The 23,722-nt window shown below is 48.5% G+C and carries 21 protein-coding genes and 2 riboswitches; of the genes, 7 read left to right on the top strand and 14 right to left on the bottom strand.

The features are described 5' to 3' along the window. Positions 1–3: 3 nt before the first annotated feature. Positions 4–173: riboswitch (FMN riboswitch) on the bottom strand. 304 nt (positions 174–477) lie between these two features. Beyond that, a complete protein-coding gene (gene paeA, locus ACFQNF_RS08640; RefSeq protein WP_380187593.1) occupies positions 478–1,791 on the top strand; it encodes a polyamine export protein PaeA in 1,314 nt (437 codons plus the stop codon). A gap of 553 nt (positions 1,792–2,344) precedes the next feature. Here paeA and lpoB read toward each other — a convergent pair. Genes lpoB through ACFQNF_RS08625 form a run of 3 tightly spaced genes read right to left on the bottom strand, consistent with a single transcriptional unit; the run spans position 2,345 to position 4,814 of the window. Further along, positions 2,345–2,941 carry a penicillin-binding protein activator LpoB gene (gene lpoB, locus ACFQNF_RS08635; protein ID WP_380187592.1) on the bottom strand — a complete coding sequence of 199 codons (597 nt, stop codon included), beginning with the start codon at positions 2,939–2,941 and terminating at the stop codon, positions 2,345–2,347. Between the two features lie 19 nt (positions 2,942–2,960). After that, entirely contained in the window at positions 2,961–3,362 is a 402-nt protein-coding gene (locus ACFQNF_RS08630) for a YcfL family putative periplasmic lipoprotein (RefSeq protein ID WP_046350485.1), read from the bottom strand. A gap of 36 nt (positions 3,363–3,398) precedes the next feature. Further along, positions 3,399–4,814: a COG3014 family protein gene (locus ACFQNF_RS08625; RefSeq protein WP_380187591.1), complete on the bottom strand. Its 1,416-nt coding sequence runs from the start codon at positions 4,812–4,814 to the stop codon at positions 3,399–3,401. A 209-nt stretch (positions 4,815–5,023) separates the two neighbouring features. Continuing rightward, a riboswitch (S-adenosyl-L-homocysteine riboswitch) is annotated at positions 5,024–5,111 on the top strand. Positions 5,112–5,176: 65 nt separating this feature from the next. Here ACFQNF_RS08625 and ahcY point away from each other — a divergent pair. After that, positions 5,177–6,574: an adenosylhomocysteinase gene (gene ahcY / locus ACFQNF_RS08620; RefSeq protein ID WP_465262209.1), complete on the top strand. Its 1,398-nt coding sequence runs from the start codon at positions 5,177–5,179 to the stop codon at positions 6,572–6,574. Positions 6,575–6,995: 421 nt separating this feature from the next. Here the strand turns inward: ahcY and ACFQNF_RS08615 are convergent, their stop codons facing one another. Both ACFQNF_RS08615 and ACFQNF_RS08610 read right to left on the bottom strand, forming a co-directional pair. After that, positions 6,996–7,544, bottom strand: coding sequence for a substrate-binding periplasmic protein (locus ACFQNF_RS08615; protein WP_380187590.1), 549 nt, complete (start codon positions 7,542–7,544; stop codon positions 6,996–6,998). Positions 7,545–7,930: 386 nt separating this feature from the next. Beyond that, positions 7,931–8,827, bottom strand: a complete 897-nt coding sequence (locus ACFQNF_RS08610; RefSeq protein ID WP_380187589.1) for an HTH-type transcriptional regulator ArgP — start codon at positions 8,825–8,827, stop codon at positions 7,931–7,933. A 161-nt stretch (positions 8,828–8,988) separates the two neighbouring features. On the opposite strand from ACFQNF_RS08610, the gene ACFQNF_RS08605 reads away from it, so the two are divergent. Together ACFQNF_RS08605 and ACFQNF_RS08600 are read left to right on the top strand one after the other, a co-directional pair. Further along, complete coding sequence (locus ACFQNF_RS08605) at positions 8,989–9,612, top strand: trimeric intracellular cation channel family protein (protein WP_380187588.1); 624 nt, start codon at positions 8,989–8,991, stop codon at positions 9,610–9,612. A gap of 82 nt (positions 9,613–9,694) precedes the next feature. Then, positions 9,695–10,393: a substrate-binding periplasmic protein gene (locus tag ACFQNF_RS08600; protein WP_380187587.1), complete on the top strand. Its 699-nt coding sequence runs from the start codon at positions 9,695–9,697 to the stop codon at positions 10,391–10,393. A gap of 92 nt (positions 10,394–10,485) precedes the next feature. On the opposite strand, the gene ACFQNF_RS08595 is transcribed toward ACFQNF_RS08600, so the two are convergent. Then, the gene (locus ACFQNF_RS08595) at positions 10,486–10,713 is read right to left on the bottom strand and encodes an alpha/beta hydrolase family protein (protein WP_465262208.1); all 228 of its coding nucleotides are present in this window, start codon (positions 10,711–10,713) and stop codon (positions 10,486–10,488) included. A 201-nt stretch (positions 10,714–10,914) separates the two neighbouring features. Between ACFQNF_RS08595 and ACFQNF_RS08590 the strand changes: the two genes are divergently transcribed. Together ACFQNF_RS08590 and ACFQNF_RS08585 are read left to right on the top strand one after the other, a co-directional pair. Then, a complete protein-coding gene (locus ACFQNF_RS08590; protein WP_380187586.1) occupies positions 10,915–12,306 on the top strand; it encodes an aminopeptidase P family protein in 1,392 nt (463 codons plus the stop codon). Between the two features lie 238 nt (positions 12,307–12,544). Continuing rightward, positions 12,545–13,156: a glutathione S-transferase gene (locus ACFQNF_RS08585; protein ID WP_380187585.1), complete on the top strand. Its 612-nt coding sequence runs from the start codon at positions 12,545–12,547 to the stop codon at positions 13,154–13,156. Positions 13,157–13,343: 187 nt separating this feature from the next. Here ACFQNF_RS08585 and grxD read toward each other — a convergent pair whose 3' ends face one another. The 5 genes from grxD to mgtE all read right to left on the bottom strand — a co-directional run bounded on the left by grxD (position 13,344) and on the right by mgtE (position 17,742). Further along, a complete protein-coding gene (gene grxD / locus ACFQNF_RS08580; protein ID WP_046350492.1) occupies positions 13,344–13,661 on the bottom strand; it encodes a Grx4 family monothiol glutaredoxin in 318 nt (105 codons plus the stop codon). A 182-nt stretch (positions 13,662–13,843) separates the two neighbouring features. Next, positions 13,844–14,653 (bottom strand): peptide chain release factor N(5)-glutamine methyltransferase, encoded by an 810-nt coding sequence (gene prmC / locus ACFQNF_RS08575; RefSeq protein WP_380187584.1) that lies wholly within the window; start codon positions 14,651–14,653, stop codon positions 13,844–13,846. Positions 14,654–14,718: 65 nt separating this feature from the next. Continuing rightward, the gene (locus ACFQNF_RS08570) at positions 14,719–14,781 is read right to left on the bottom strand and encodes a hypothetical protein (RefSeq protein WP_380187835.1); all 63 of its coding nucleotides are present in this window, start codon (positions 14,779–14,781) and stop codon (positions 14,719–14,721) included. A 1-nt stretch (position 14,782) separates the two neighbouring features. Next, a complete protein-coding gene (locus ACFQNF_RS08565; protein ID WP_380187583.1) occupies positions 14,783–16,066 on the bottom strand; it encodes a voltage-gated chloride channel family protein in 1,284 nt (427 codons plus the stop codon). A 239-nt stretch (positions 16,067–16,305) separates the two neighbouring features. Beyond that, positions 16,306–17,742 (bottom strand): magnesium transporter, encoded by a 1,437-nt coding sequence (gene mgtE, locus ACFQNF_RS08560; RefSeq protein ID WP_380187582.1) that lies wholly within the window; start codon positions 17,740–17,742, stop codon positions 16,306–16,308. A gap of 486 nt (positions 17,743–18,228) precedes the next feature. Here mgtE and ACFQNF_RS08555 point away from each other — a divergent pair, with 486 nt between their 5' ends. Further along, a complete protein-coding gene (locus ACFQNF_RS08555; RefSeq protein WP_380187581.1) occupies positions 18,229–20,994 on the top strand; it encodes a bifunctional diguanylate cyclase/phosphodiesterase in 2,766 nt (921 codons plus the stop codon). Between the two features lie 89 nt (positions 20,995–21,083). Here ACFQNF_RS08555 and ACFQNF_RS08550 read toward each other — a convergent pair whose 3' ends face one another. The 3 genes from ACFQNF_RS08550 to ACFQNF_RS08540 all read right to left on the bottom strand — a co-directional run bounded on the left by ACFQNF_RS08550 (position 21,084) and on the right by ACFQNF_RS08540 (position 23,400). Beyond that, positions 21,084–21,833 carry a hypothetical protein gene (locus ACFQNF_RS08550; RefSeq protein WP_380187580.1) on the bottom strand — a complete coding sequence of 250 codons (750 nt, stop codon included), beginning with the start codon at positions 21,831–21,833 and terminating at the stop codon, positions 21,084–21,086. Between the two features lie 135 nt (positions 21,834–21,968). Beyond that, positions 21,969–22,739, bottom strand: coding sequence for a DUF2491 family protein (locus tag ACFQNF_RS08545; RefSeq protein WP_380187579.1), 771 nt, complete (start codon positions 22,737–22,739; stop codon positions 21,969–21,971). A gap of 1 nt (position 22,740) precedes the next feature. Then, entirely contained in the window at positions 22,741–23,400 is a 660-nt protein-coding gene (locus tag ACFQNF_RS08540) for a hypothetical protein (protein ID WP_380187578.1), read from the bottom strand. Positions 23,401–23,722 lie beyond the last annotated feature (322 nt).

Here is a 23,722-nt window from a genome sequence, read left to right as displayed (position 1 = left end):
GCGACGCATCTTCTTTCATCCGGACTATCACCGTCGGCTCTGGAGTTAAACCAGATCTGCTGACCCTGACGCTTATAAATACAGCACAGGCGCTCGCGGGCTTGTTTGTTGCTCTTTTAAAAAGCCACAAACTTACCGCCGGTGGGGAGTTTCACCCCGCCCTGAAGACGTACGACACTGGATCATTTATCCAAGCCGCATTGTCAGCCTTTAAACATCTATTTGTCTACGATTGGCGGGAAAACACTTACACTATTTCTTAATAAAATATACATATCATGCAAGCAGAAGTGGGCCGTAGCTCCCTTAGCAGAAACCATTTTCTTAAAACACATCGCTTGATTGATGAAACCGATAGCGCTTACATCGCTCGGGCAATATGATTGTTTTATACAGATCTTTCTACCCCCTTTGTCTTCAAAGAAGCTTCATAGCAGGCTGACGAGCTGCTAAGCTAGCGGCAGGAGATTTAATATTATGATGAATGGCTTACTTATTATTTTTATTCTTATTTTAATCAGTGCATTTTTCTCAGTATCAGAAATTGCGCTTGCCGCAGCGCGTAAACACAAACTGCAGCAAATGAGCGAAGACGGCGATAAGCGTGCCGATCTGGTACTCGCTTTGCAAGAGAGGCCGGGAGATTTCTTTACCGTAGTGCAGGTTGGTGTGAATGCCGTAGCAATTTTGGGTGGTATTTTAGGTGAGCCCACTTTCTCACCCGTTTTTAAAGCATTATTTATCCAGCTTGATGTGCACGTAGAAACAGCAGAAACGCTGGGTTTTCTGATGTCGTTCACCGTGGTCACAGGCTTATTTATTCAGTTTGCCGATTTAATCCCTAAAAGAATTGGTATGGCCGTACCCGAAACAACCGCCGTTAAGGTCGTTGCCCCCATTCTGTTTTGTATCTTTTTAATGCGCCCCTTGGTATTTATTTTCGATGGCATTGCCAATATGCTTTTTAATGCCTTTAATCTACCTGCAGTGCGCCGCGATGAAATTACCACTGATGATATTGTAGCAATGGCCGACGCAGGCGCAATGGCAGGCACGGTGCGCCGTAAAGAGCACAATCTAATTGAAAACGTCTTTGAATTAGAAACGCGCACTGTCACATCCGTCATGACTGCGCGTGAAAGCGTGATTTTCTTTTCGCTCAATGAAGCCGAAGAAACCATACGCGCCAGAATGCTGGCCGACCCGCATTCTAAATTTTTATTATGCGAAAATAGTATCGACAGTGTATTTGCCTATATCGACGCTAAAGATATTTTGCAATTAGTACTTAAAGGCGGCGAAATTAATTTGCTGGAAGGCTTAAAGCAATACGGCAATCGCAAATTACTTACTATTCCAGATACGCTTTCTTTATCTGAAGTATTAGAGCAATTTAAAGAAGCGCGCGAAGACTTTGCCGTTATTCTGAATGAATACGCCTTAGTGGTTGGAATTATTACGCTGAATGATGTCACCATTCAGCTCATGGGCAGTATGGTTGATCCCGGTGCCGATCAGATTGTCCAGCGTGATGAAAGCTCATGGCTGGTCGATGGCGTAACGCCGATTGAAGACGTAAAAAAAGCACTCAATATCGATGAATTAAAAGACGAAGAGAATTACGAAACCATTGCTGGCTTTATGATGTATATGCTCAAACGTATTCCAAAAAAAGCCGAGCTATTGATTTTTGGTGATTATAAATTTGAAGTGGTCGATATTGATAATTACCGGATTGACCAACTGCTGGTAACCAGAATTACGCCTCATAAAAAAGCAGATAGTGAGTAATTATAAAGTGGGCAAGCCATTACCTTGCCCTATGCGCATCAACTTGAGCCAATAATATACATGGCTTTTTTGTAAGGTGGCAGAAACTCAATTTAAGCTAAGCAATTTTCTTGTGACTTTAGTAAACAGCGAAAAAACATAATGACTAGGCGTTCTGCATGGGGCTTAAAAATCCCCTTGAAGCACGCCGAAGCGAGGAACAAGCGGGCGGGGTTTCGGCGAGGACTGTTTGAGTGAGCTTGCGAGCGAGTTCCGCAGCCGCCGCTCGATTGTCCGCAGATGAGGGGCTTTCGTGCTGGTCGGGGCGGCCTTCTTTGGCTTCGTTTCTTGGCCGCGCAAGAAAGGAAGGTCCAGCGGGACGCCCGCATCTAAATCAATGTGCCGCAGGCACTAAAAAAGGTCTTTTTGGCTTTGGCTAGCGCCTATAGGGTGAAAGCCGCCGTTTTTGTGGCATTTCATGCCAAAATATGGCGGGTTTCACCCGTCCTACGAATACAACAATGTATTTATTTCAACGCACTGCGTGGGCATAAAAACATGCCCACCCTACAACTTAACGCTTAGATGTTTTGCGAATCTCTTTTTCATCCTGCCACTCATCTACACCTTCTTCGATATTCTTCAAGATCAGCGTGAATTTATAAAATACATCTTTGGTACTGTCGTTCTTTTTAACAATGGAGGTAATTTCGCCGGTCAGCAGGTATTTAGCGCCCTTCATTTGCCCGACTTTTACTTTGTTTTTATATAAGCCACTTTCGGTTTGACGGCGGATTTCTTCAACCTGAGCGTCTAATGTGCTGCTATCGGTTACAAATTTAGCACCGCTTTTCATTAGCTGCGTTTTCATGCTGTTGGTGATATTACGGGTATCAATATATTCAGCCGTTTTATTTTTAACTTCGGCCACCACAATCAAAGGACGGCCAGCCATTGACGGATGCTGCATTAAAGAGCGCGCCATTGATTCTGAAATCATTTGCAAATCGGTAGAGCCAAATTCATTGGTCACTGTTTCAACCGCTTTGCTATCGCCATAAACCACATCACCACCACCGACCGTAGGCGATGAGCTGGAAGCGCAGCCTGTGGCCAGTAATACCGCTGCTAATACCACGCTCAGCTTTAATGCTTGTTTCGTCGTTTTCATTGATCTATTCCTTTAATAATTACTTGGCAGCAGGTAGTGCACCTGTGTTTTCCGGGCTATTAACTTCCATTTTGAAATCCACGGCATTAGGTACGGGTGCGATGGTGTCAATAATTTGCTTTTGCAGACCAATAAATTTAAGGGGTTTCCAGACTTCTTCGCCCCCCACCACAAAGCCTGCATCATCAAACCAGCGGAAACGATAATAAAGCTGCTGATCGCCCTTATCCTGGTTTTGCATTTCAAGCTGCACCGCCAATAGGCCATTGCGTTGCGCAGTGCGCCCGCCAGTCAGCTTGATATATTTCATTTCACCCAGCTGCTCGATTCGATCAGACAGAGAAATAGGGGCGGCTTGGGCTATGGCTGAAAAACCTAACACGGCCGCCAGTAAAACGCTACGGGCAAGATACTTTTTCATGGTTATTCCTTGATTCAAAATAGAAAACACGATGATTTATTTCTTCGCCTTTTTAGGCTTAATTGGCGGAACAATAACGTCTGCACTCTCTATGGCCACTGTGTCTAATACTACAGGCGCTAAATCTGTCTGGCCAAAATACACCTGATTGCCCATCACCCGAATCGGCACAATCTGGTAAGGGCTGCTTGCTTTAAAATCAAAGGCCTCCTGCCCCTGTAAAGTTGGCACCAGTATTTTATGCATCCCCTGCGGCAAGGTCACCCGCACAATGGCGATCTGCGCGGGTAAGGTGCTCCAAGTGCGCTCATCCGCCTGCTCGGTAATCACACTCACTAAGCCCAGCACCAAGCTGGCGATTGCGCTGGCGTTATTATCCCTATCGTTTAGCTGCTTTTGCGCAACGCCTTTGCTCACCGCGCGAATCGTTGAGCGCAAAATAATGCCCGGCATATCGTCCCGCAGCGCACGGCGGCTCATGGCGTCCACGCTAGCAATGGTGCTTACGGGTAAAAAACGCCCGTCCAGTTTAAGCTGCGATGGTGCAAAATCATTGCCAGAGCGAATCACAGGAAAAGACATCGCCGTTAAGCCCACCCGGTAAATAGGCAAGGGCACGCTGACAGATTTACGCACCGGCGCAAAACCTGAGCTCACCACAAACAGGACCTCGCTCATACCGCGCTTGCTGGCTTTGCTATCGAGCTGCGATAAGCCGTCTTCTAAAACTCTGGTATTAGGCTGCAGCTCAATCGCTTTGCGATAACCCGGCGCAGCCAAGCTTTTTTCACCCAGCGCCTCGTAAACAAAGGCGGCTAAATAATGACTAAACGCATTTTGGTAGCTGTTTTTTAAAGCTAAAACTTCAGGATCATCCAGCGTTTCGGTTGGATAACCTTTCAAGTCTTTAAACGTGGTTTTTACGCCCCGGTTTTTTGCTTCTGCTTCGTCTTTTTCATAAGCACGCGAGCGAAATTCCGCAATAATCGCCTCACGTTCATGCGTTTTTTTAACCTCAACCCGCGCATTGCCCCAATCGCCTGAGGCGGCATGATTCATCGCCAGTAGGGTGGATAGCAATACTTTTTCGTAATCGTAACCATCGTAGCGGCGGGTTTTATCGTTAATTAAAAAGCTGCCCATTTCGCCAAATAATTTATCCGGCGTGTTTTTAGCGGTTTCTTCCCAATCATGAATTTTAGCATCGGCTTTAAGCCAGGCGCTGCTGCTGCCAGACCAATCATTTTTTAACTGTAATAACTGACCTTTTTCTAAAAAATACAGCAGGTCTTTATCACTATTATTCGATTCCAACACCGCCAAAGCGCTATCTGGCTTACCTGCGCGGGCAAAATCAATCGCTCCCTGCGATTCGGTCTGATACTGGCGCATCGACCCGCAAGCACTCAAAGCAAGGACTAAGATCAAGCTGGCGCTTATTTTTAATTTCATTCCACAACCTTGGTGAATAAGCCTGAACCACAAATCAAACTTAAAACATGCCTACAGACAACTTTAAATATTGCATAAGAAATGCAACGCATTGTTTCTAATTTGCTACCGGCAGGCAATAGCTGGCTTGTTTGAATCCTACGCAATGTAAGCAAATACTGCATTGTAAACAAGACAATCATCAGATTCTTAGCGCTATAATGAAAGCACATTCGAGGGGCGCTGCAACCCTTAGCAGTCTAAGTCCGACAGACTGCTAGGGGCTAGGCTCGAATTTCTTAACTGCGCTCTCCTGTAAACCCGCGCCGGGTACGGCATGCGTGTTGGAGATGCCGGCTCGGCCACAGATAGGAATCACCACTGTGGCAAATCTTGATTTTAAAGTCGCTGATCTATCTTTGGCAGATTGGGGCCGTAAAGAAATTCGCATTGCAGAAACAGAAATGCCCGGCCTGATGTCAGTGCGAACCGAATACGCCAAAGCACAGCCACTTAAAGGCGCTCGTATCGCGGGCTCCATCCATATGACTATCCAGACTGCCGTGCTGATTGAAGCACTACAAGCCTTAGGTGCCGAAGTTCGCTGGGTATCGTGCAATATTTTCTCCACCCAAGACCACGCCGCAGCGGCCATTGCCGCAGCAGGCACATCTGTATTTGCCCACAAAGGCGAAACACTCGAAGAATACTGGGATTTCACCCACCGCATTTTTGATTTCCCCAATAACCAATACGCCAATATGATTTTGGATGATGGCGGCGATGCCACCATCTTGCTACACCTTGGCGCACGCGCAGAAACTGATCTTTCGGTAATTTCAGCTCCCGGCAACGAAGAAGAAGTCGTGCTATTTGCCTCAATCAAAGCCACGCTGGCAAAAGATGCTAAGTGGTACTCCACCCGCCTTTCCTACATCAAGGGCGTAACCGAAGAAACCACTACCGGTGTACACCGCCTCTACAAAATGCACAGTGAAGGCCGTCTCTCTTTCCCGGCCATTAATGTCAATGACGCCGTTACCAAATCTAAATTCGACAACCTCTACGGCTGCCGTGAATCACTGGTTGATGGGATTAAACGCGCCACCGATGTGATGATTGCCGGTAAGGCCGCCGTAGTACTCGGCTATGGCGATGTGGGCAAAGGCTGCGCCCAAAGCCTGCGTGGCTTGGGTGCTACTGTTTACGTCACCGAAATCGATCCGATTTGCGCGCTACAAGCCGCCATGGAAGGCTACCGCGTGATCACGATGGATAGCATTTGTGATCAGGCCGATATCTTTGTCACCACCACCGGCAATGTGGGCGTAATTACTCACGATCATATGATCAAAATGCGCAATAACGCCATCGTCTGCAATATCGGCCACTTCGATAGCGAAATTCAAGTAGCGTCCTTACGCCAGTACGAATGGGAAAACGTGAAGCCGCAAGTCGATCATATTATTTTCCCAGATGGCAAACGCATCATCCTGCTGGCCGAAGGCCGCTTGGTGAATCTGGGCTGCGCGACGGGCCACCCCAGTTTTGTGATGTCCAACTCCTTCACCAACCAGGTGCTGGCGCAAATCGAGCTATTTACCAAAACCGAGCAATACCCCGTTGGCGTCTACGTGCTGCCTAAACACCTCGATGAAATGGTCGCCCGTTTGCACCTAAAAAAAATCGGCGCAACACTCACCGAGCTAACAGACGAGCAATCAGCCTATATCGACGTGCCAAAACAAGGGCCTTATAAACCGGCACATTATCGGTATTGATGGTTTGAAATGAAGTGGAAACGGGAGGCTTGGGCCTCCTGTTTTTTTACCTATCTTAAGACGGATTCAAGCTAACGCTTGATTTTACTCAACATGCATCAAACCGATCCCGCAGCTGGCTTAGATTTCTTTTTTTAGAAAAAGCCATAAAACTAGGAATAGCTTGTACTCCTGGAGCAAGTTCTCTGACTTTATCTATTCCGCCTTTGCGTTTTAAAATATCCAATGCACCGTATTTATTGCTTACCAAAGATATCAAAATATCCTACCACCTGATTATGCCTCTTGTTCAAACTCATTATAAATATCGTAGGGCGGGTGAAACCCGCCGAGCTTTGCAATTAAATATGAAATATGAAAAACGGCGGGTTTCACCCGCCCTACAAATTCAAAAATTGAGCACCACTCTCAAGAAATTGATTTACACAGAGATGATTGAGCAAGAGGCATAGTCAGGCCCTGCCAATAGTTTTTCTATATTTTTCTCACCAGTGTGGGTGGTGTCTGGTGTTTTAATGATTTTGCTTTTAACAGCATTATCAAAAACATCACCATAACTTACTTTACTTACCACGCCAAAATTATAATTAGCCAGCTTATATAAATCTCCATCAAATTTAATCGTTGAATCTTTTAAAACAAATAATGAAACAGCCTGCGGCATCAGTACTTCTTTTGAATAATCTGCAAATAGCTCTCTTTCCGACGTTTTATATGCCGTAAAAATCGCATCGGCCGCACCGTCTTCAATCATTTTTATTGAGCGAGTCCAAGGCATTAGGGTGATTTTTATGGGCTGTTGTAAACGACGAAACGCTTCTTTCACTATATCAACCACAAATCCTTTAATCTCGCCATTTTCTTCATATTGATAAGGGGGATATTGCAAAGTAACCAGCTCAAGCGTTGCAGCCATAGTGGGCATAGCGCACAAGCCGATGCAGAAGAATCTGACGATGTTTTTTTTCATAGACCCTCCTTCATCGCTGGCCATATATTTCCAAGCAGAGTTTGCAATATAGTGCGCTTGAATTTATATAACAAACCTAAGCAGGCTGCTAGGGTCTGTTGACGTTTCATTCACGGCTGCGTTGGCTGCAGTTTTGGGGCTGAACAAGGCAAAAATTGCGACATGGCACGAGTACCATTAGCGATTTTTAACGCAGTGCAGCCCCAAAAATGCAGCCAACCCTCCGCGTGCGAGGGGTTTTCCTCGCCCAGCGATGGGACTGAGGCGGAAAACGGCCATCCACTGCGTTATGCTCCTCGGAAATAACTCGTTATTGCCTTCGTCGCATGCCTTGTGCCTAGCCATTTTCCGCCTCAGCGCAATTGTGAATGAAACGTCAACAGACCCTAGCCACGCTCCCCTCCGACCAGTACCGCCCTTGCCGCATCTACAATCTGCTTTGATAACGCTTCCATACGGGGCGATTGCACTTTCCATGAGTGCCAGAAGAGCTTTACATCGCAAGGGTATTCGGGGGCAAGATCAATTAAATCAACGATGGACTCGCCCAGCAGCAGCTCAGGCACCATGCCATAGCCCAGCCCGTGGCGAATCGCAGCAAGGTGTGGCTCGGTGCCGGGCACATAGTGGCAAGGGTAAGCATCGGCCAGCAAGCCAAAATGGTTTTCCAGAAAGCCCGCTTGCAGTGTGTCTTTGTGAGAATAAGCCACCACCGGAGCACGGCGGGCATCGTTGCGATTCATACCCTGAGGAAACCAGCGCTGGCAAAAACTTTTGCTCGCCACCAAACGATAACGCATCACGCCTAAGGCATCGGCAAAACAGCCTTTCATGGGTTTTTCCTCGCTACCAATACAGCCTATCGCCATGCCGGATTCAAGCAGGGTATAAGTGTGATCCTGATCCTCCACAATTAAATCAATCAGCACTTCTTCCCTTACCAAAGCCCGAGCCAGCGCTGGAAAAAACCATGTCCCCAAGGTATCGGCATTCAGCGCAATGGTGAGTAAAAGCGGCGAATAACGCTCTACTGCTAAATCAGAAGCCAGATCGGCCTCTAGCTGCATCACGCGGTGCAAATATTGCAAAAGCCGCTGGCCAACTAGCGTGGCACGGGCCGGACGGCTGCGCACTACCAAGGGATTGCCCAAATTACTTTCCAACGCACGCACCCGCTGTGACACTGCCGATGCGGTGAGATGCAGGCGCACTGCGGCCTGCTCAAAGCTACCGGTTTCAATCACTGCTCGCAGCGCCTCTGTTTGCTTGGGGTCTAAATTCACCAGCGTATCTTTCACATATTAAGAATTTTTAAGCATACCTTATTAATATTAAATTAAATTCAATATACCTAAACATCTGTAGATAATGTCACTCACTCATCATTTGCATATAAGCCCAAGCTCGCCTATCCCTGCTCCACCTCTCTTAAAAAGAACTTGAAATGCTGCTTTACACTATTTATTTAATCGCCATCACCGCAGAAGCTATGTCGGGAGCGCTAATGGGTATGCGCCGCAATATGGATTTATTCGGCATTTGTTTTATTGGCACGGTTACCGCGCTCGGTGGCGGCACAGCACGCGATGTGATGCTGGGCCACTACCCACTGGGCTGGGTGGCACATCCGCAATATCTGCTATTTACCATTGGTGCCGCCGTTTTAACGGCTTTGATCGCCAGCCATTTGCATCATCTGCGCCGTTTATTCTTGATTGTTGATGCGCTAGGCTTGGTGGCATTCACCATTATTGGCTGCAATATCGGCATGGAGGCAGGTGTTCACCCCGGCATTGCCATCATGGCAGGCGTTGTAACTGGCGTATTTGGCGGGCTATTGCGCGATGTGCTGTGCAATCAAGTGCCCATGGTGCTAAGCCGCGAGATTTACGCCAGCGTGTCACTCGCTACCGGCGCTTTATATCTTTGGCTGCATTACTTAAAAGTAGAAACCGGCCTAGCCTCAATGATTGCTTTGCTGGCAGGCTTTAGCTTCAGGCTATTAGCAATGCGTTTGCGCTGGCAACTACCCGTATTGCGTGGCGAGCATATTAAAGGCTTTGACTAATATCGCTTTAAAGCAAAATCAGCACGGCGTACAGGCCATCTCTGTGCCTAAAATACCGGCATAAACCGATGGATATTCATCAATGCCCAAGCTGCTGATTCTGCTTTGCTTTTACAGCGCGCTAGCGCTGGCCGAGCCACTGAAATTAGTGACTGGTTCAGATTATGCCCCGTTTACCGATCCCTCTTTGCCAGATGGCGGGCTTGCAACCGCCTTGGTCAAAAAAGTGATGGCAGAAGCCAGCCAACCCTACCATTTAGAATGGCGGCCTTGGGCCAATGGCTATAGTGCCACGCAAAAAGGCTTTTATATCGCAACCTTTCCTTATATCAGCACGCCAGAGCGTCGCAAATTCTTTGATTATTCCGACCCGCTCTTTGTGCTGGAAATGCGCGTCTTTGCCATGCCCGGCAGCACTCTGGACGGCGCGCAACCCGAAACCTTAGTAGGAAAACGCTACTGTCACCCGGTAGGCTGGGGCTTTATTCGCCCAATAGAAGCCATGATTAATAAAGGCCAGCTCCGCCCCATCCGCCCCTATGATATGAGCACCTGCATACGCTTACTTGCTCAAGGCAAAGCTGATTTTATTATTACTGATCAAATTCAGGGCCAAGAAACCATTGCACATCTCAATAATTTGCCATCCATTCCTGTTCCTAGCGGCGGGGTTATAGAAAAAAGCACTCTGCACCTGATTACTCCTAAAAATAATCCCCAAGCCAAGCAGTTTCTAATCCGCTTTAATAAAGCACTACAAACACTGCGCGATCAGCAGTAATAGGCCAAGCTTCAGCCGCTTGGCTCAATCGCGCTTTACACCATCAGTGCTTTAAGTTTTTATCCAGGAATATCTCTACCCTCTTCCAGAAATCAAGCTGATTTGATCGCAATCCAGCCATGCCCTTCATCACCGTAAAGAATCCACTCTACATCCGGATTATGTTGCTCTACCGCTTTGCGCAATAAAGTGCCATGCTCATAAGGCACTCGCCGATCTTCTCCGCCATAGGCTAGCAGCAGGGGTTGCGTCAGTTTTTTAGCTTGTTTGAGCAATGAAGTTTGTTCCAGCTGCACCGCATCTTTAATGGGATCGCCCACTAGCTTGACCCTTATCGGGCCTGTCGGGAGCTCTTGCCATCATTTCAGCTTGTAAACAAAGCCTTAAACGCAAACAATTTACCCTCTAAGCCCATTTACAGGCTTACTGGCTCATTAGCCATGCTTTAATGCCACTTCCACCCATTTACAAACGGCGCTCTTTCAACAAAGATAGGCCTACACATTCAATGGAAAAACGCCATGTTTCAGCCCGAAATCTATCGTCAACGCCGTGCCACACTCTTTGCCAGCTTGCCGGATAGCCTGATTTTGCTGCTAGGCAACGTCGATTCGCCCATGAATTACTCGGATAATATTTTCCCGTTTATTCAAGACAGCAGCTTTCGCTACTACTTTGGCCTAAACGAGCCCGGCCTTGCCGGCCTGATTGATACCGCCAATGATGTGATCACGCTATTTGGTAATGAGCCAGAAGTGGCCGACATTGTTTGGACCGGCCCACAGCCCAGCTTAAGCGAGCGTGCAACTACCGCAGGCATCACACAAAGCCAGCCTTATGCAAAACTAGGCGAAGCACTGGCAGCTGCCCAAGCCGCAGGCATTCGCGTGCAATATTTAGCGCCTTATCGTGGCGAAACGATTCTGGAGCTCGCCAAGCTATTAGGCTGTGATAGCTCAAAAGTAAAAGCCGGTTTTTCTACCGCTTTAACGCATGCCGTGGTCGCCCAGCGTGAAATCAAGGACCAGGACGAAATCGCCGAAATGGAAAAAGTGCTGGCGATCACCCGCGATGTGCATCACGCCGCAATGCGCGCTTCGCACCCTAGTGTAATCGAGCATCAAGTAGTAGGCCTGATGGAAGGCATTGTTCGCAGCTATGATTTACAGCTGGCTTACCCAAGTATTTTCTCCAGAAACGGAGAAGTGCTGCACAACCATCACCATCATCAAGTACTGCAAAAAGGTGATTTGGTACTCAACGATACCGGAGCCACCTCATCCGGCGGCTACGCCAGCGACATCACCCGCACTATTCCGGTAGGGGGCAAATTCAGCCCGCGCCAGCGCGAGTTGTATGATGCCGTGCTGGCCATGCAAACCGAAGCGATTGCCGCACTAAAACCCGGCCTGCCTTATCTGACCGCTCACAAGCTGGCTGCCAAAGTCATGGTTACAGCGATGTCCAAATTGGGCTTCTTTAAAGGCGACGCTGACGCAATTGTAGAATCCGGCGCTTACGCCATCGCCTTCCCACATGGCCTTGGCCACCAAATTGGTCTCGATGTACATGATATGGAAAGCCTAGGTGAAAACCTGGTCGGCTACGGTGAGGGGGTTGAGCGCAGCAGCTTGTTTGGCATGGGCTACTTACGCCTAGGCAAGCCATTGAAAGCAGGCATGGTGATTACCGTAGAGCCAGGCATCTACTTTATCCCCGCCCTGATCGACGCTTGGCAGGCGGAAGGCCGCCATAGCGATATGATTAATTACGCCAAATTTAACGAGTACAAAGACTTTGGCGGCATCCGTATCGAAGACAATGTACTGATCACAACCACCGGCAGCCGCATCCTAGGGCCGCATATTGCTCGCACGGCAGAGGAAGTTGAGGCGGTGATGGCGGCAGTTTAAGTAGGTGGAACACAACATCACGTAGGGCGGGTGCAACCCGCGTATTTGTGTTTTTCACCTTTGTTGAACGCAAAACCCGCGGGTTGCACCCGCCCTACAAGATAAGCCAGTAGGGTTGGAGTGCCAGTCGCCTCCATCCCCAACACTCCTACAATCTTCGTTGTATTCAAACCAAAAATCTAGTTTCATCACCGACAAACGGCTAAGATGGAATCCCTTATCTAAAAATGCAGACGGCATGAAGCTGATCACCTCATATACCAGCCCTTTCGGCCGTAAAGTACGTATTGTTCTTGCCGAGAAGCGCATTGAATATCAGCTGATTGAAGATAATCCCTGGTCCGCCGAAAGTAGCATTAGCACGCTCAACCCACTTGGCAAAGTGCCGGTTCTCTTACTCGACGATGGCAGAACACTCTATGACTCGAGAGTCATTGTGGATTTTCTGGATCACAGCTCGCCCGTTGGCAAACTAATTCCTCATGACCATCGGCAAGCCATCAACACCAAGCGCCGTGAAGTGCTGGCAGATGGGATTAGCGATGCGGCGGTGCTAATCAGGCTAGAGCAAATTCGCCCGCCTCATTTGCAATCCACTGAATGGATAGCACTTCAGCAAAACAAAATAGAGCACGGCCTTGAGCATATCGCCAGTGAATTAGATGAGAAGAAATGGTGGGGAGGTGATTTATTTTCTCTGGCCGACGTGGCGCTGGGCTGCACACTGGCCTATCTTGATTTTCGCTTGCCAGAATTGGATTGGCAGAGCCGCCACCCAAGCCTCGCTAAGTTTTACAGCAAGCTGGAAGAGCGCCCCTCTTTTACCGAGACTGCGCCACCGATAATTTGAGGTGCATATGAAACGATTTTGTAGGGTGTGCAAGTGGTTTTTCTTGCGCACCGTTTTTTGGGGTGCCTCGGTGCGTAACGCCTCCGGCGTTTTGCACCCTACGTAAGGCTTTTGATTTTCGTAGGGTGTTCAAACGCTTTTCTTGCGCACCGCTCTGTAAATCGGCGGCTTACACCCGCCATATGTCTTACTCTTCAGCAATCCCTTCCAGCATTTTTTGCAGCTCACCCGTGGCAAACAGCTCTTTCATAATATCGGAGCCACCTACAAACTCGCCCTTGATATAGAGCTGAGGAATAGTGGGCCAGTTGGCGTATTCTTTAATGCCTTGGCGAATGTCAGCATCGGCCAGTACATTAACAGCAGCAAAAGACACGCCACAGTTTTTGAGCATCTGTACAGCACCAGCAGAAAAGCCGCACTGTGGGAAGGTTGGAGTGCCTTTCATATACAGCACCACTGCGTTTTCTGTCACTTGTTGGCGAATTAGGTCTTGAGTGCTCATATTGAATATCCTTTGTGATACCTGATGTATTTACTCGGGTATTGTACTTTTATGAAAAAATCGCGGCAAGTAAATCGAGCACGGCGGGTTTCACCCCAATCCTATCAACTTAAGCGAAATATTTTTCGTAGGGCGGATGAAACCCGCGAGCCATGTTGAAAAATACGCGGGTGGCACCCGCCCTACGATGCTTTCCAGCGCCCGCCCGTAACTCGCTCTATACCTGATAAATCTCGCCAGCTTTGTACTTCATCAAAGCCAGCCGCATCGAGCAAGGCCCGGCAAGCTGCCGACTGATCCCAGCCATGCTCAAATAAGAGCCAGCCGTTTTCGCTTAGGCGGCTGCTTGCACCGCTAATAATGCTGCGAATATGCACCAAGCCATCCCCTTCGTCACTTAAGGCGCTGCGCGGCTCAAAGCGTAAATCACCTTCGCTTAAATGATGATCGTTTTGCTCGATATAAGGCGGATTAGACACGATCACATCAAAGCAGGCATCGCCCAAAGCCTGATACCAATCGGATTGAAAAAAGCGAATCGCTGCATCCAACTGGCTGGCATTAGTCTGGGCAACAATTAGAGCGGCAGGGGATAAATCCACCGCGCTCACATCTAAATCCAGCCGCTCCAATTTCAAAGTAATCGGAATACAGCCAGAGCCGGTTCCCAGATCAAGTACCCGCGCACCCTCACCTGCTCGCTCTAAAGCCAGCTCGACTAATAGCTCGGTATCTGGCCTGGGAATCAGTACGCTTGAGTTAACTACAAAATCACGACCAAAAAATTCTCGCGTGCCCACGATATACGCCACCGGCTCGCCAGCTAGTCTGCGGGCCGCCAAAGGATTAAAAGCCTTGGCATGGGCCGGATCGACTTCATCCTGACCGTGGCCGATTAACCATGCGCGGTTTTTACCGGCGCAATGGCTAAATAACACTTGTGCATCAATTTTATCCAAACCACTTTGCAGCAATAATGCTGAATAATCCATAAAGGCTTCCGTAAAGCAAAGGGCTAAATTATGTAACGCCGTAGGGCGGGTGCAACCCGCCGATATTAAATATACAACACGATAAAAACGGCAGGTTGCACCCACCCTACGAGAGGCCATTTAATCATTTTATTTTTTTAAAGCACGATAAGCCGCTATTTCACTGAGTTTAATGCCTTCAGGAGCAGCCCGGTATTTGCCGTGCACGATACATTGCGAGCGATAAATTCCTGTGTGCCCAGAAAATAAATAGCTCACTACGCAAGCTAATGCCGCATAGATGCCGATTTCTGCGCCAAACATTTCCATCGCCATCAGGGTAGAAGCAATCGGCGTATTAGCGGCACCCGCAAAGACGGCCACAAAACCTAAGCCAGCTAAAAAAGCAAAATTCAGATTCAAAACGGGGGCTAATACATTGCCTAAAGTTGCACCAATATAAAATAAGGGGGTGACTTCACCGCCCTTAAAACCGCTACCCAAGGAGGCCACGGTAAAAGCAAACTTCGCGGCAAAATCGTACTGAGCCATAGGGTGTTGAAAGGATTCCACAATCATGGGGATGCCCAAGCCCAGATAACGCTCTGCGCCTAAAAACCAGGCCGCCAAAGCGATCACGAGGCCCCCAACGAAGGGCCGTAGTGGCGGGTAATGAATCAGCTTTTTCATCCCGCCAGCAAGCAGATGGGTGGCATTGGCAAAACAGCGCGCCACCACGCCAAAAATAGCGCCTGCCAGCAAGACTGCTGCCAATACCCAGAGGCTGATGGCGGGAATGCCCCCAATTAAATAATGCGTATGCTGCACGCCCCACAAGAGGCCAACCTGATCAGCCACCACCGCGGCAACAAGGCAGGGCCAGATGGCATCGACCCGCATACGGCCAATCACCAATACTTCAAAGCCAAAGATGGCCCCCGCCAAGGGCGTACCAAATACGGATGCAAAACCTGCGCTCATCCCTGCCATTAGCAACACGCGCCGATCACCATTTTTTAATCGAAAAAGCCGGGTCAGCTGATCTGCCAGCGCTGCGCCCATTTGCACCGCCGTGCCTTCCCGGCCTACCGATGCGCCAAATAAATGCGAAACCACCGTACCGCCTAACACCAAAGGCGCCATTCTGAGCGGAATGATTTTTTGCGGCTCATTAATCTCTTCAATCAATAGATTATTGCCCGCCTCGACCTGCTTACCAAAGCGCCAATAAACCCAACCAACCATCGCCCCTGCCAAGGGCAAACCCGCCAGCAGCCAAGGATTAGCGAGCCGCTGCGCCGTGGCCCATTCTAAAGAGAACAGAAAAAATGCCGACGCCGTGCCAGCAAGAATACCAACCAAGATGGCCAGCAAGAGCCATTTGAGCAAAGCCCGTAGTACGGTCAGTTTTTCCTCTATTTTAGAAAGACTCATTTAATTCCTGATATAAACGCCGTGGCGCGGCCAATCGTAGGACGGGTGCAACCCGCCGTTTTCGCATTTCATTTCATTGCAAAGCTCGGCGGGTTGCACCCGCCCTACAAAAAACATTTCGCTTACGTTAAGAGGATTAGGGTGCAAGCCGCGTATTTTTCAACATGGCTCGCGGGTTTCACCCGCCCTACGAAAGGCATTTCGTTTAAGTTGAGAGGATTGGATCTGCCCGTCCTACATCACATCAAAAATATCGAAGCCAGCCCAAGGAAAATAAAGAATCCCATTGAATCTGTCGTGGCGGTCAGCAATACCGATGAGCCATAAGCCGGGTCTCTTCCCAGCTTTTGCATGGTGAGTGGCACTAAAATCCCAACCAAGGCCGCCACGAGTAAATTCAGCATCATCGCCGCCATCATCACCACGCCCAGCGAAACTTGGCGATACAACAGCCATGCAATAAAGCCCAGCACCGTGCCCCATACCAAGCCATTCAGCAGCGCAATCACCAGCTCTTTACCAATTAAACGTCCTGAATTACTTGGATTAATTTGGCCCAAGGCCAGACCGCGAATAATCAGGGTAATGGTTTGCGTACCGGTATTACCACCAATGCCCGATACAATCGGCATCAATGCAGCCAACGCCACTAGATGGGTAATCGTTTCTTCAAAAGCACCAATCACGCGGCTGGCGATAAAAGCAGTACAGATATTTACCGCCAGCCAAGGCCAGCGGTTTTTAGCGGATTTCCACACACTAGAAAACAGATCTTCTTCTTTCAAACCCGCTAGTGACAAAACTTCGGCATCGGATTCTTCACGAATCACGTCCACCATCATATCCACCGTCAGGCGGCCGATCACTTTGTGATTGGAATCAACCACAGGAGCCGAGACTAAGTCATAACGCTCAAACGCCTGTGCCGCAACCCCTGCATCATCATGACCGCGAAACGTCACCACATCGGTGGCCATCGCGTCGTGCACCGTTAAATCAGGATCGGAAACCAGCAGATGATTGATCGCCAGCACGCCTTTAAGCATTTGCTCGTGATCAACCACAAAGAGTTTATCTGTGTGATTAGGCAGCTCGTCAAAGCGGCGTAAATAGCGCAGCACCACTTCTAAGGTGACATCATCTCTGATGGTCACCATTTCAAAATCCATTAAGGAGCCAACTTCATCATCGGTATAAGAGAGCGCCGATTGCAGCTGTGCCCGCTCTTCATCATCCAAGCCGCCCAATAATTCAGAACGCACTTCATTGGATAAATCCGGCACCAAATCAGCCAGCTCATCGGCGTCTAAATGCTCGGCAGCGGCGATAATTTCATAGTTTTCCATATCGGCCAACAGCGATTCACGCACTGCATCGGATACTTCCAACAAGATCTCACCGTCATGCTCAGACTTCACCAACTCCCAGACCGTTAGTCGATCAAATAGGGGCAGCGCTTCTAAGATATACGCCACGTCGGCGGGGTGCAGGCTAGCTAGCTTCTTTTGTAGCTCGACCAAATTTTGCTTATGCACCAGCTGCTCAACCAGCTCATGCTTGGGCATATCCTGCCGATGCACCATATCTTCGACCAGCCTATGCCTATCTAACAGGCGCACAACCTGTTGCAAGCTTTCTTGCAGGCTTTCTTGCTGTTTGCGGGTGACTATCGTCATGCCGAATTCCAAAGAGAAGGGTGTAAAAAGACGTACGCGAGTTTATCACGTCAGGGCTCCCGGACGTTTGGGCAAAGAGTGTATTTACACGGCCGCTTTGCATGAAATAAAACCATTGAAGCAGGCAGATACCCCCAAATCACGCTTGCCCACCAGCACTTGCTCTAAAGTGGCTTCGCCTTGCTAAGCAAGAAACAAAAACGCCCTAAGTAATGGCAAGATTGGTCTATTCAAAACAGAGCAAGAGCAGCGCGTCAGAAATCAAGGTATTTAATGGAATATTGATTTATATTGGAATAGCCAATAGGTATTTTTAAATGCAATCCCCTTAATGAACAACGTTTTATCTAAGAAACACCCCACTTTGCGGCTTGATATAAAAGGCCTTTTTTTCAAACCTTGAGCATTCTTCTCCGGATAAAAACCGCCGTTCAATGATCACTATTATCAGCCCACAGGCTTTATCCAGACGATCAAGAACACGCTATGATGCCGTTCTCTTTTCAACGCCTTTCTATTCGTACACAGCTATTTTTGCTGACGCTGGCCATTGCCTTGCCCTTTGTTGGAATACTGACGTGGTTTTTAATTCATGATTTACAGCATGTAGAAAAAGAAGCCTACGAGAAAGTCAGAATCGTGGCGAATAACGCCGCAGCAGATATTGCGAAGCGCTTACAAAAATCGAATAAAACGCTGGCTAATATCGCGAGCAGGCCACAGATCAAAGCGCTAGACCCCCAACATTGCGATCCTATCCTTACAGAATTTACCCAGCTTTATCCTGAGTACACCACGCTTGCTGTGCGCGATCGCAAGGCTAAAGCCATTTGCTCTTTTCTGGCTCACCCGCCGTCCCCTAGTAAAATAGGCCAATTCGCTTGGTTTATCGAAACGGTAAAACACCAGCGTTTTACCGTTAGTGACGCCAATATGGGTAGCTCTTCAGGCCGCTGGATATCGGTATTAGCGCAGCCGATCTTCAGCGATCAGGGAGTGCTCATTGGTCTGCTGGCCCTGCCCGTGGATCTGCTTAAACTAAGCGATGATTTATTTAGCTCTATGCCGAAAAATGCCATTGTGACTGTTATCGGCAAAAATAAAGCCGTGGTACTGCGCTCCCATCAAGCCGCCGCTTTTATTGGTAAAGCGGCCCCTGCTGCGGCCACTTCGATCGCCAAACCAGAAGGCTTTGTTGTGTTAAGCGACTTAGACGGCGTCTCCCGTCTTAATGCTTTTATGGCGATTCCCCATACCCAATGGCGAGTATTTGCAGGCATTCCACAGGACATTGTTTTTGCCGAATACAAGCAAACACTCTGGCGCAGCCTTAGCATTGGCTTTAGCTCTCTGATCTTTGCACTGCTGCTTGCCTGGCGTATCAGCAGTGCGATCATCAGGCCAATTAGCGCACTCTCAGAAACAGCCGCCAAAATCGAAAAAGGCGATACCCTCGCCAGAGCGGACATCTATGGCCCTGTTGAAATCGAAGCGGTTGCCAGGCAATTTAATCAAATGCTCGATGCTTGGCAGTACAGCGAAGCCATCCGCAATGAAGCCGCACTGCATACGCAGACCATCTTGGACAATATGGTGGATGCCGTTATCACCATTAATTTATTCGGAAAAATCGAATCATTTAGTAAAACAGCCAGCGCCATCTTTGGCTACAGCAGCGCAGAGGTGATCGGGCACAATATTTCTATACTGATGCCAGAGCCACACCGCAGCCATCATGATGCCTATTTGCAGCACTATCATCACACCGGAGAGGCCCGCATTATCGGCCTGCTGCGAGAGGTGGAGGGACAGCGCAAAGACGGCTCGCATTTCCCGATGAGCCTGTCGGTTTCTAAAATTACCCATGCCGATAAAACCACGTTTATCGGGCTAGTGCGTGATATCACCCAACACCGCAAAGACGAGCAAGAAATCCGCCGACTCGCTTTTTATGATCCGCTCACTGGCTTAGCCAATCGCCGCCTACTGGCTGATCGCCTCAAGCAAGCCAGAATCAACGCAGCCCGTAGTAATCAGCACGGTGCACTGATGTTTTTAGATTTAGATCACTTTAAGCAGCTCAATGACAATCTGGGCCACGATCTTGGCGATCTGTTGCTCCAGCAAGTAGCAACCAGGCTGCTTGAATGCGTGCGGGAAGGGGATAGCGTTGCAAGGCTGGGCGGTGATGAATTTGTGGTCCTGCTTGAAGCCTTAAGCAGCCACGCGCATGAAGCCGTGACCCAAACCGAATTGGTCGCCAACAAGATTCTGGAAACACTGGCACTTCCCTATTCCCTTAACGAGCACGTCTACTCCAGCACGCCCAGTATTGGCATTGTTTTATTTATGGAAGAACACGAAAGCATGGAAGAGCTACTCAAAAAAGCAGACGTTGCCATGTATCAGGCCAAAAGCGCTGGCCGCAATACCGCTCGCTTTTTTGACCCCGTCATGCAAGCCGCCGCCGTAGCTCATGATGAACTAGTTAAAGATCTGAGCCGGGGCTTTGCTGCGCAAGAATTCGTTTTGCAATACCAGATTCAAGTTGATGAAAATGGCGAAACCACAGGGGCAGAAGCCTTGGTGCGCTGGAAGCACCCGCAAAGAGGCTTAGTACCTCCTATAGAATTTATCCCGCTGGCCGAAGAAACCGGGCTGATTTTACCGCTAGGGCAATGGGTGCTAGAAACCGCCTGCGCTCAGCTACGAGAATGGGCCAAAGACCCTGATACCCATGGATGGAGCATGGCGGTGAACGTAAGCGCCTTGCAATTTGCCCAAGCCAGCTTTGTTGAGCAGATCAGCAGCGCCATACAAAAAACGGGCATAAACCCACGACGGCTTAAGCTTGAGCTAACAGAAAGCATGCTGGTCAGCGATATAGCAGACATCATTACAAAAATGAATTTATTAAAAAAACAAGGCGTGCGCTTCTCTCTCGACGATTTTGGCACCGGCTACTCATCCCTATCTAATCTAAAACAGCTGCCGCTAGACCAGCTCAAAATCGATCAATCCTTTGTACGGGATATTTTGTCCGATCCAAGCGACGCCATTATTGCCCGTACGATTATTGTGCTAGGCCATAGCCTGGGGCTAAAAGTGATTGCTGAAGGCGTAGAAACAGCGGGCCAGCGGGATTTTCTATCCGTTATCGGCTGTGTGGCTTTTCAAGGAAACTACTTTGGCTTGCCTGTATTTGCACATGAATTAAACACCAAGCCTAGCGAGCCCCAAGATGCTGTTTAAACCTGTTAGCTTCCGTTTTAAAAAACAGAAACGGCAGCAAAAAGTGAACGTTGCCGTTCACTTTTTTTTACCCTTATCGCCCCTAGCGCTTAAGCTTTACCCGACAAACGCTGCAAGCGTTGCAAAGCCGTTTCGCCACTGCCCGCCTCAGTCACCGACCTTCTGATCGCTGCAATTTCAGCCGCCTGATCCAAAGGCTTTTGGCCGATATCGGTCACAATCTTCATCCCTGCCGCTTCGTTCGTCATCTGCTCAGCACGACGAGTTAAAGCGCTCAGTGCGCTAGATTGATTTGCAACGCCTTTAAAACCAGCCAACTGCTCTTGCCGCGCCTGACGCGCCGCCTGCAAATCTTTCTGCGCTTCGGCAGCAGCCAAAGCTTGCAGCGCTTTTTTAGCTGCGGCATCAAAATCAGCCAATTGTTGCGAGAGCTGCTTCACGATCTCTTCAAACTCGCCCATAAATTCGCGGGCATCCGCTGCCTCTTGCTCTTCTTGTGCCACGCGGCCTTTATTGGCTTCTAGCTCATCGCAAAAAATAGTAACGGTAGTTTCGGAAATCGTACCTGCTGCCAACCGCGCGCCCAGCGTTTCTAAAGCTCGTTCATCGGTGGCAATCAGTGCTTTTAAATCCACCACATCTTTTTGCTCTTTAGCAAAATCGGCTCTGGCCTTAGCCAGCTTTTGGGCCGAATCTTGCAAAATACTGCGCAGCTGATCGCGATCTGCTTCGGTGGCCGTTTCAGGATCAAAATTAGCAATCACGCCAGAGATTTTGTCCCCGAGCGCACTAAAATGTTTTGCCACCAAACGAGCCGTAAGATTCCAACCTGAAGACATATTATTTCCTTTATTTAAAGAAAGTGATTTTCGCGTAAATGTTAGGCTTCGCTCATGTAGGGCGGGTGCTTACCCGCGTATTTTTCAGCATTGCTCGCGGGTTTCACCCGCCCTACGAATGATGCACAGCACTTTTTACTGCACCGTAATACGTTCCAGCTCTAAAGGTAAACCAATCATAAAATCAACGTGAATGGCGCGTTTTGAATAATCGCCATCTTCGCTTGTCACTACTTCTGTACTAATTAATAAGTATTCTGAGCCACTGGCTAATTGGCGCACATAGGGCATAAAGTAGATTTTTTGGCTTAACCCCTTCACCCCCATCGCATCATCAATCCGCACTTCCGAGCCAGTAAAAGGGGAAATAAACTCAGCCTCGGCGCTGCCTGCATCGCGCTGATATTCCAGCTGCTCTTGCTCGCCAAAGATCTCCGCAATTCTGCTATCGCCGTAGCCCAATTCCACAAACTGCTCGCGCGCTAAAGCATAGCTCTGGCAACCTAAGCCATAGCCCGCTTCGCCAGTAAAAGCTTCTTGATCCTCAGCGCTAGCCGGGAAAATACGCGTTAAGCGCGTGCAATACATGATTTCTTCAACTACACCGGCTTGGTTTTGAAAGACCTGTATAAATTTCTCAGGCGTTTCATCATTGCCGGTTTCAATATAGAGGCGATATAAATGGCCAGATAAATTGATTTTTACCCGGCTTACCGCTTGAATCAGCATACTTAAATTTGCAGGTGCCTCAATCACTGAGCCATTGGCATTGGCGCGAATAAAAGGCGACATTTGCAAAGTAATCAGGCTGCCAATTCTAGCTCCCAGCGGCAAGCCCGCATCTTGACGCTCTTCTTCTTTACCTAATAATTTAGAGCCATATGTAAAAACATCTTTCCAGCCCATATTAACGATCCCCTAAGGAGTAATTTTGAGGCTTCGATTTTTTTCTTAAGAAAAAAGCCAAGATCAAAAAAGCAATCACAAACACAATCACGCTAAAGAAAAAAACACCCAGCCAGCCCGAAGACGATTCCGGATGTTCAGCCGTAGATTGATTCTGTACCTGCCCCTGCGGGCGATTAGAATTGCTGATCGAATTGCCCAACATGCTACCCAGCACTGATCCAGCCATAGATTCGCCTAAAGAGCGATCACGATTTGGATAGCTCACAGGAGGCTGGCTGTAAGGGTCGTTGCCACGCTGAACTTGCTGCGTTGGCTTAGGCAGGTAAATACTTGAGGCCGATTGCCGCGCCCTTGCCTCTCGCTCATTCATGGTATTTAAAGCTTTATTTTTTTCAGCCGCACGGCTCATGCTTTTATTCGATGCAGACTGGCTAGGCGCTGTTTGAGTATCGGTTTTTTTAGAGCTACCGAAAGTACCGAAAGAAGTATTTTTAGATTCACTACGGCCGGTATTTTGCGGCGCAGCGGGCTTGCTCGGCGCGGGTTTACTACTACGAGAAGAAGAAAAACCACCGCTGTAGCTCTTGGACGGCGACTCAGCCAGCGTGTTTCCCACCAGCAGCGTACAAAACGCAATCACGATCCACTTTATGGTCATTTCAAGTTCACTCACGGGCGGCAATGAACATGAATATAACCGTTTTTAACAGCAGCATAAAAAATTAAGCAAGCCTGTCCTGTATTCTTTCTACTTTGAATCTACTGATTATGCTTCTTACTCAATGGACTCTGTGTAGATGGATTTCTTGAGTGCTGGGCTTGGTTTTTGAACTTGTACGGCGGGTGAAGCCCAATCCTATCAACTTAAGGTCAAAAACAGGATAAAGCTTGATTTTTCGTAGGGTGTGCAAGTCGTTTTTCTTGCGCACCGCCCTTGGTGCGCAACGACTACGTCGTTGTACACCCTACGAAATGCCGAT

The sequence above is a fragment of the Iodobacter arcticus genome (assembly GCF_042664895.1).
GTDB classification, from domain to species: Bacteria; Pseudomonadota; Gammaproteobacteria; order Burkholderiales; family Chitinibacteraceae; genus Iodobacter; species Iodobacter arcticus.
Note: the sequence above shows the minus strand (reverse complement) of the source record. Positions and strands in the feature narration are given on the sequence as shown.

What these genes read in the sequence shown, in the direction of transcription:
- ACFQNF_RS08565 (WP_380187583.1), bottom strand. Translation starts at nt 16,066, where the DNA reads ATGAGTCTTTCTAAAATAGAGGAAAAACTGACCGTACTACGGGCTTTG.
- ACFQNF_RS08540 (WP_380187578.1), bottom strand. Translation starts at nt 23,400, where the DNA reads ATGACCATAAAGTGGATCGTGATTGCGTTTTGTACGCTGCTGGTGGGA.
- ACFQNF_RS08615 (WP_380187590.1), bottom strand. Translation starts at nt 7,544, where the DNA reads ATGAAAAAAAACATCGTCAGATTCTTCTGCATCGGCTTGTGCGCTATG.
- ACFQNF_RS08625 (WP_380187591.1), bottom strand. Translation starts at nt 4,814, where the DNA reads ATGAAATTAAAAATAAGCGCCAGCTTGATCTTAGTCCTTGCTTTGAGT.
- grxD (WP_046350492.1), bottom strand. Translation starts at nt 13,661, where the DNA reads ATGAGCACTCAAGACCTAATTCGCCAACAAGTGACAGAAAACGCAGTG.
- ACFQNF_RS08545 (WP_380187579.1), bottom strand. Translation starts at nt 22,739, where the DNA reads ATGGGCTGGAAAGATGTTTTTACATATGGCTCTAAATTATTAGGTAAA.
- ACFQNF_RS08600 (WP_380187587.1), top strand. Translation starts at nt 9,695, where the DNA reads ATGCCCAAGCTGCTGATTCTGCTTTGCTTTTACAGCGCGCTAGCGCTG.
- ACFQNF_RS08605 (WP_380187588.1), top strand. Translation starts at nt 8,989, where the DNA reads ATGCTGCTTTACACTATTTATTTAATCGCCATCACCGCAGAAGCTATG.
- paeA (WP_380187593.1), top strand. Translation starts at nt 478, where the DNA reads ATGATGAATGGCTTACTTATTATTTTTATTCTTATTTTAATCAGTGCA.
- ACFQNF_RS08550 (WP_380187580.1), bottom strand. Translation starts at nt 21,833, where the DNA reads ATGTCTTCAGGTTGGAATCTTACGGCTCGTTTGGTGGCAAAACATTTT.
- prmC (WP_380187584.1), bottom strand. Translation starts at nt 14,653, where the DNA reads ATGGATTATTCAGCATTATTGCTGCAAAGTGGTTTGGATAAAATTGAT.
- lpoB (WP_380187592.1), bottom strand. Translation starts at nt 2,941, where the DNA reads ATGAAAACGACGAAACAAGCATTAAAGCTGAGCGTGGTATTAGCAGCG.
- ACFQNF_RS08590 (WP_380187586.1), top strand. Translation starts at nt 10,915, where the DNA reads ATGTTTCAGCCCGAAATCTATCGTCAACGCCGTGCCACACTCTTTGCC.
- ACFQNF_RS08630 (WP_046350485.1), bottom strand. Translation starts at nt 3,362, where the DNA reads ATGAAAAAGTATCTTGCCCGTAGCGTTTTACTGGCGGCCGTGTTAGGT.
- mgtE (WP_380187582.1), bottom strand. Translation starts at nt 17,742, where the DNA reads ATGACGATAGTCACCCGCAAACAGCAAGAAAGCCTGCAAGAAAGCTTG.
- ACFQNF_RS08555 (WP_380187581.1), top strand. Translation starts at nt 18,229, where the DNA reads ATGATGCCGTTCTCTTTTCAACGCCTTTCTATTCGTACACAGCTATTT.
- ACFQNF_RS08585 (WP_380187585.1), top strand. Translation starts at nt 12,545, where the DNA reads ATGAAGCTGATCACCTCATATACCAGCCCTTTCGGCCGTAAAGTACGT.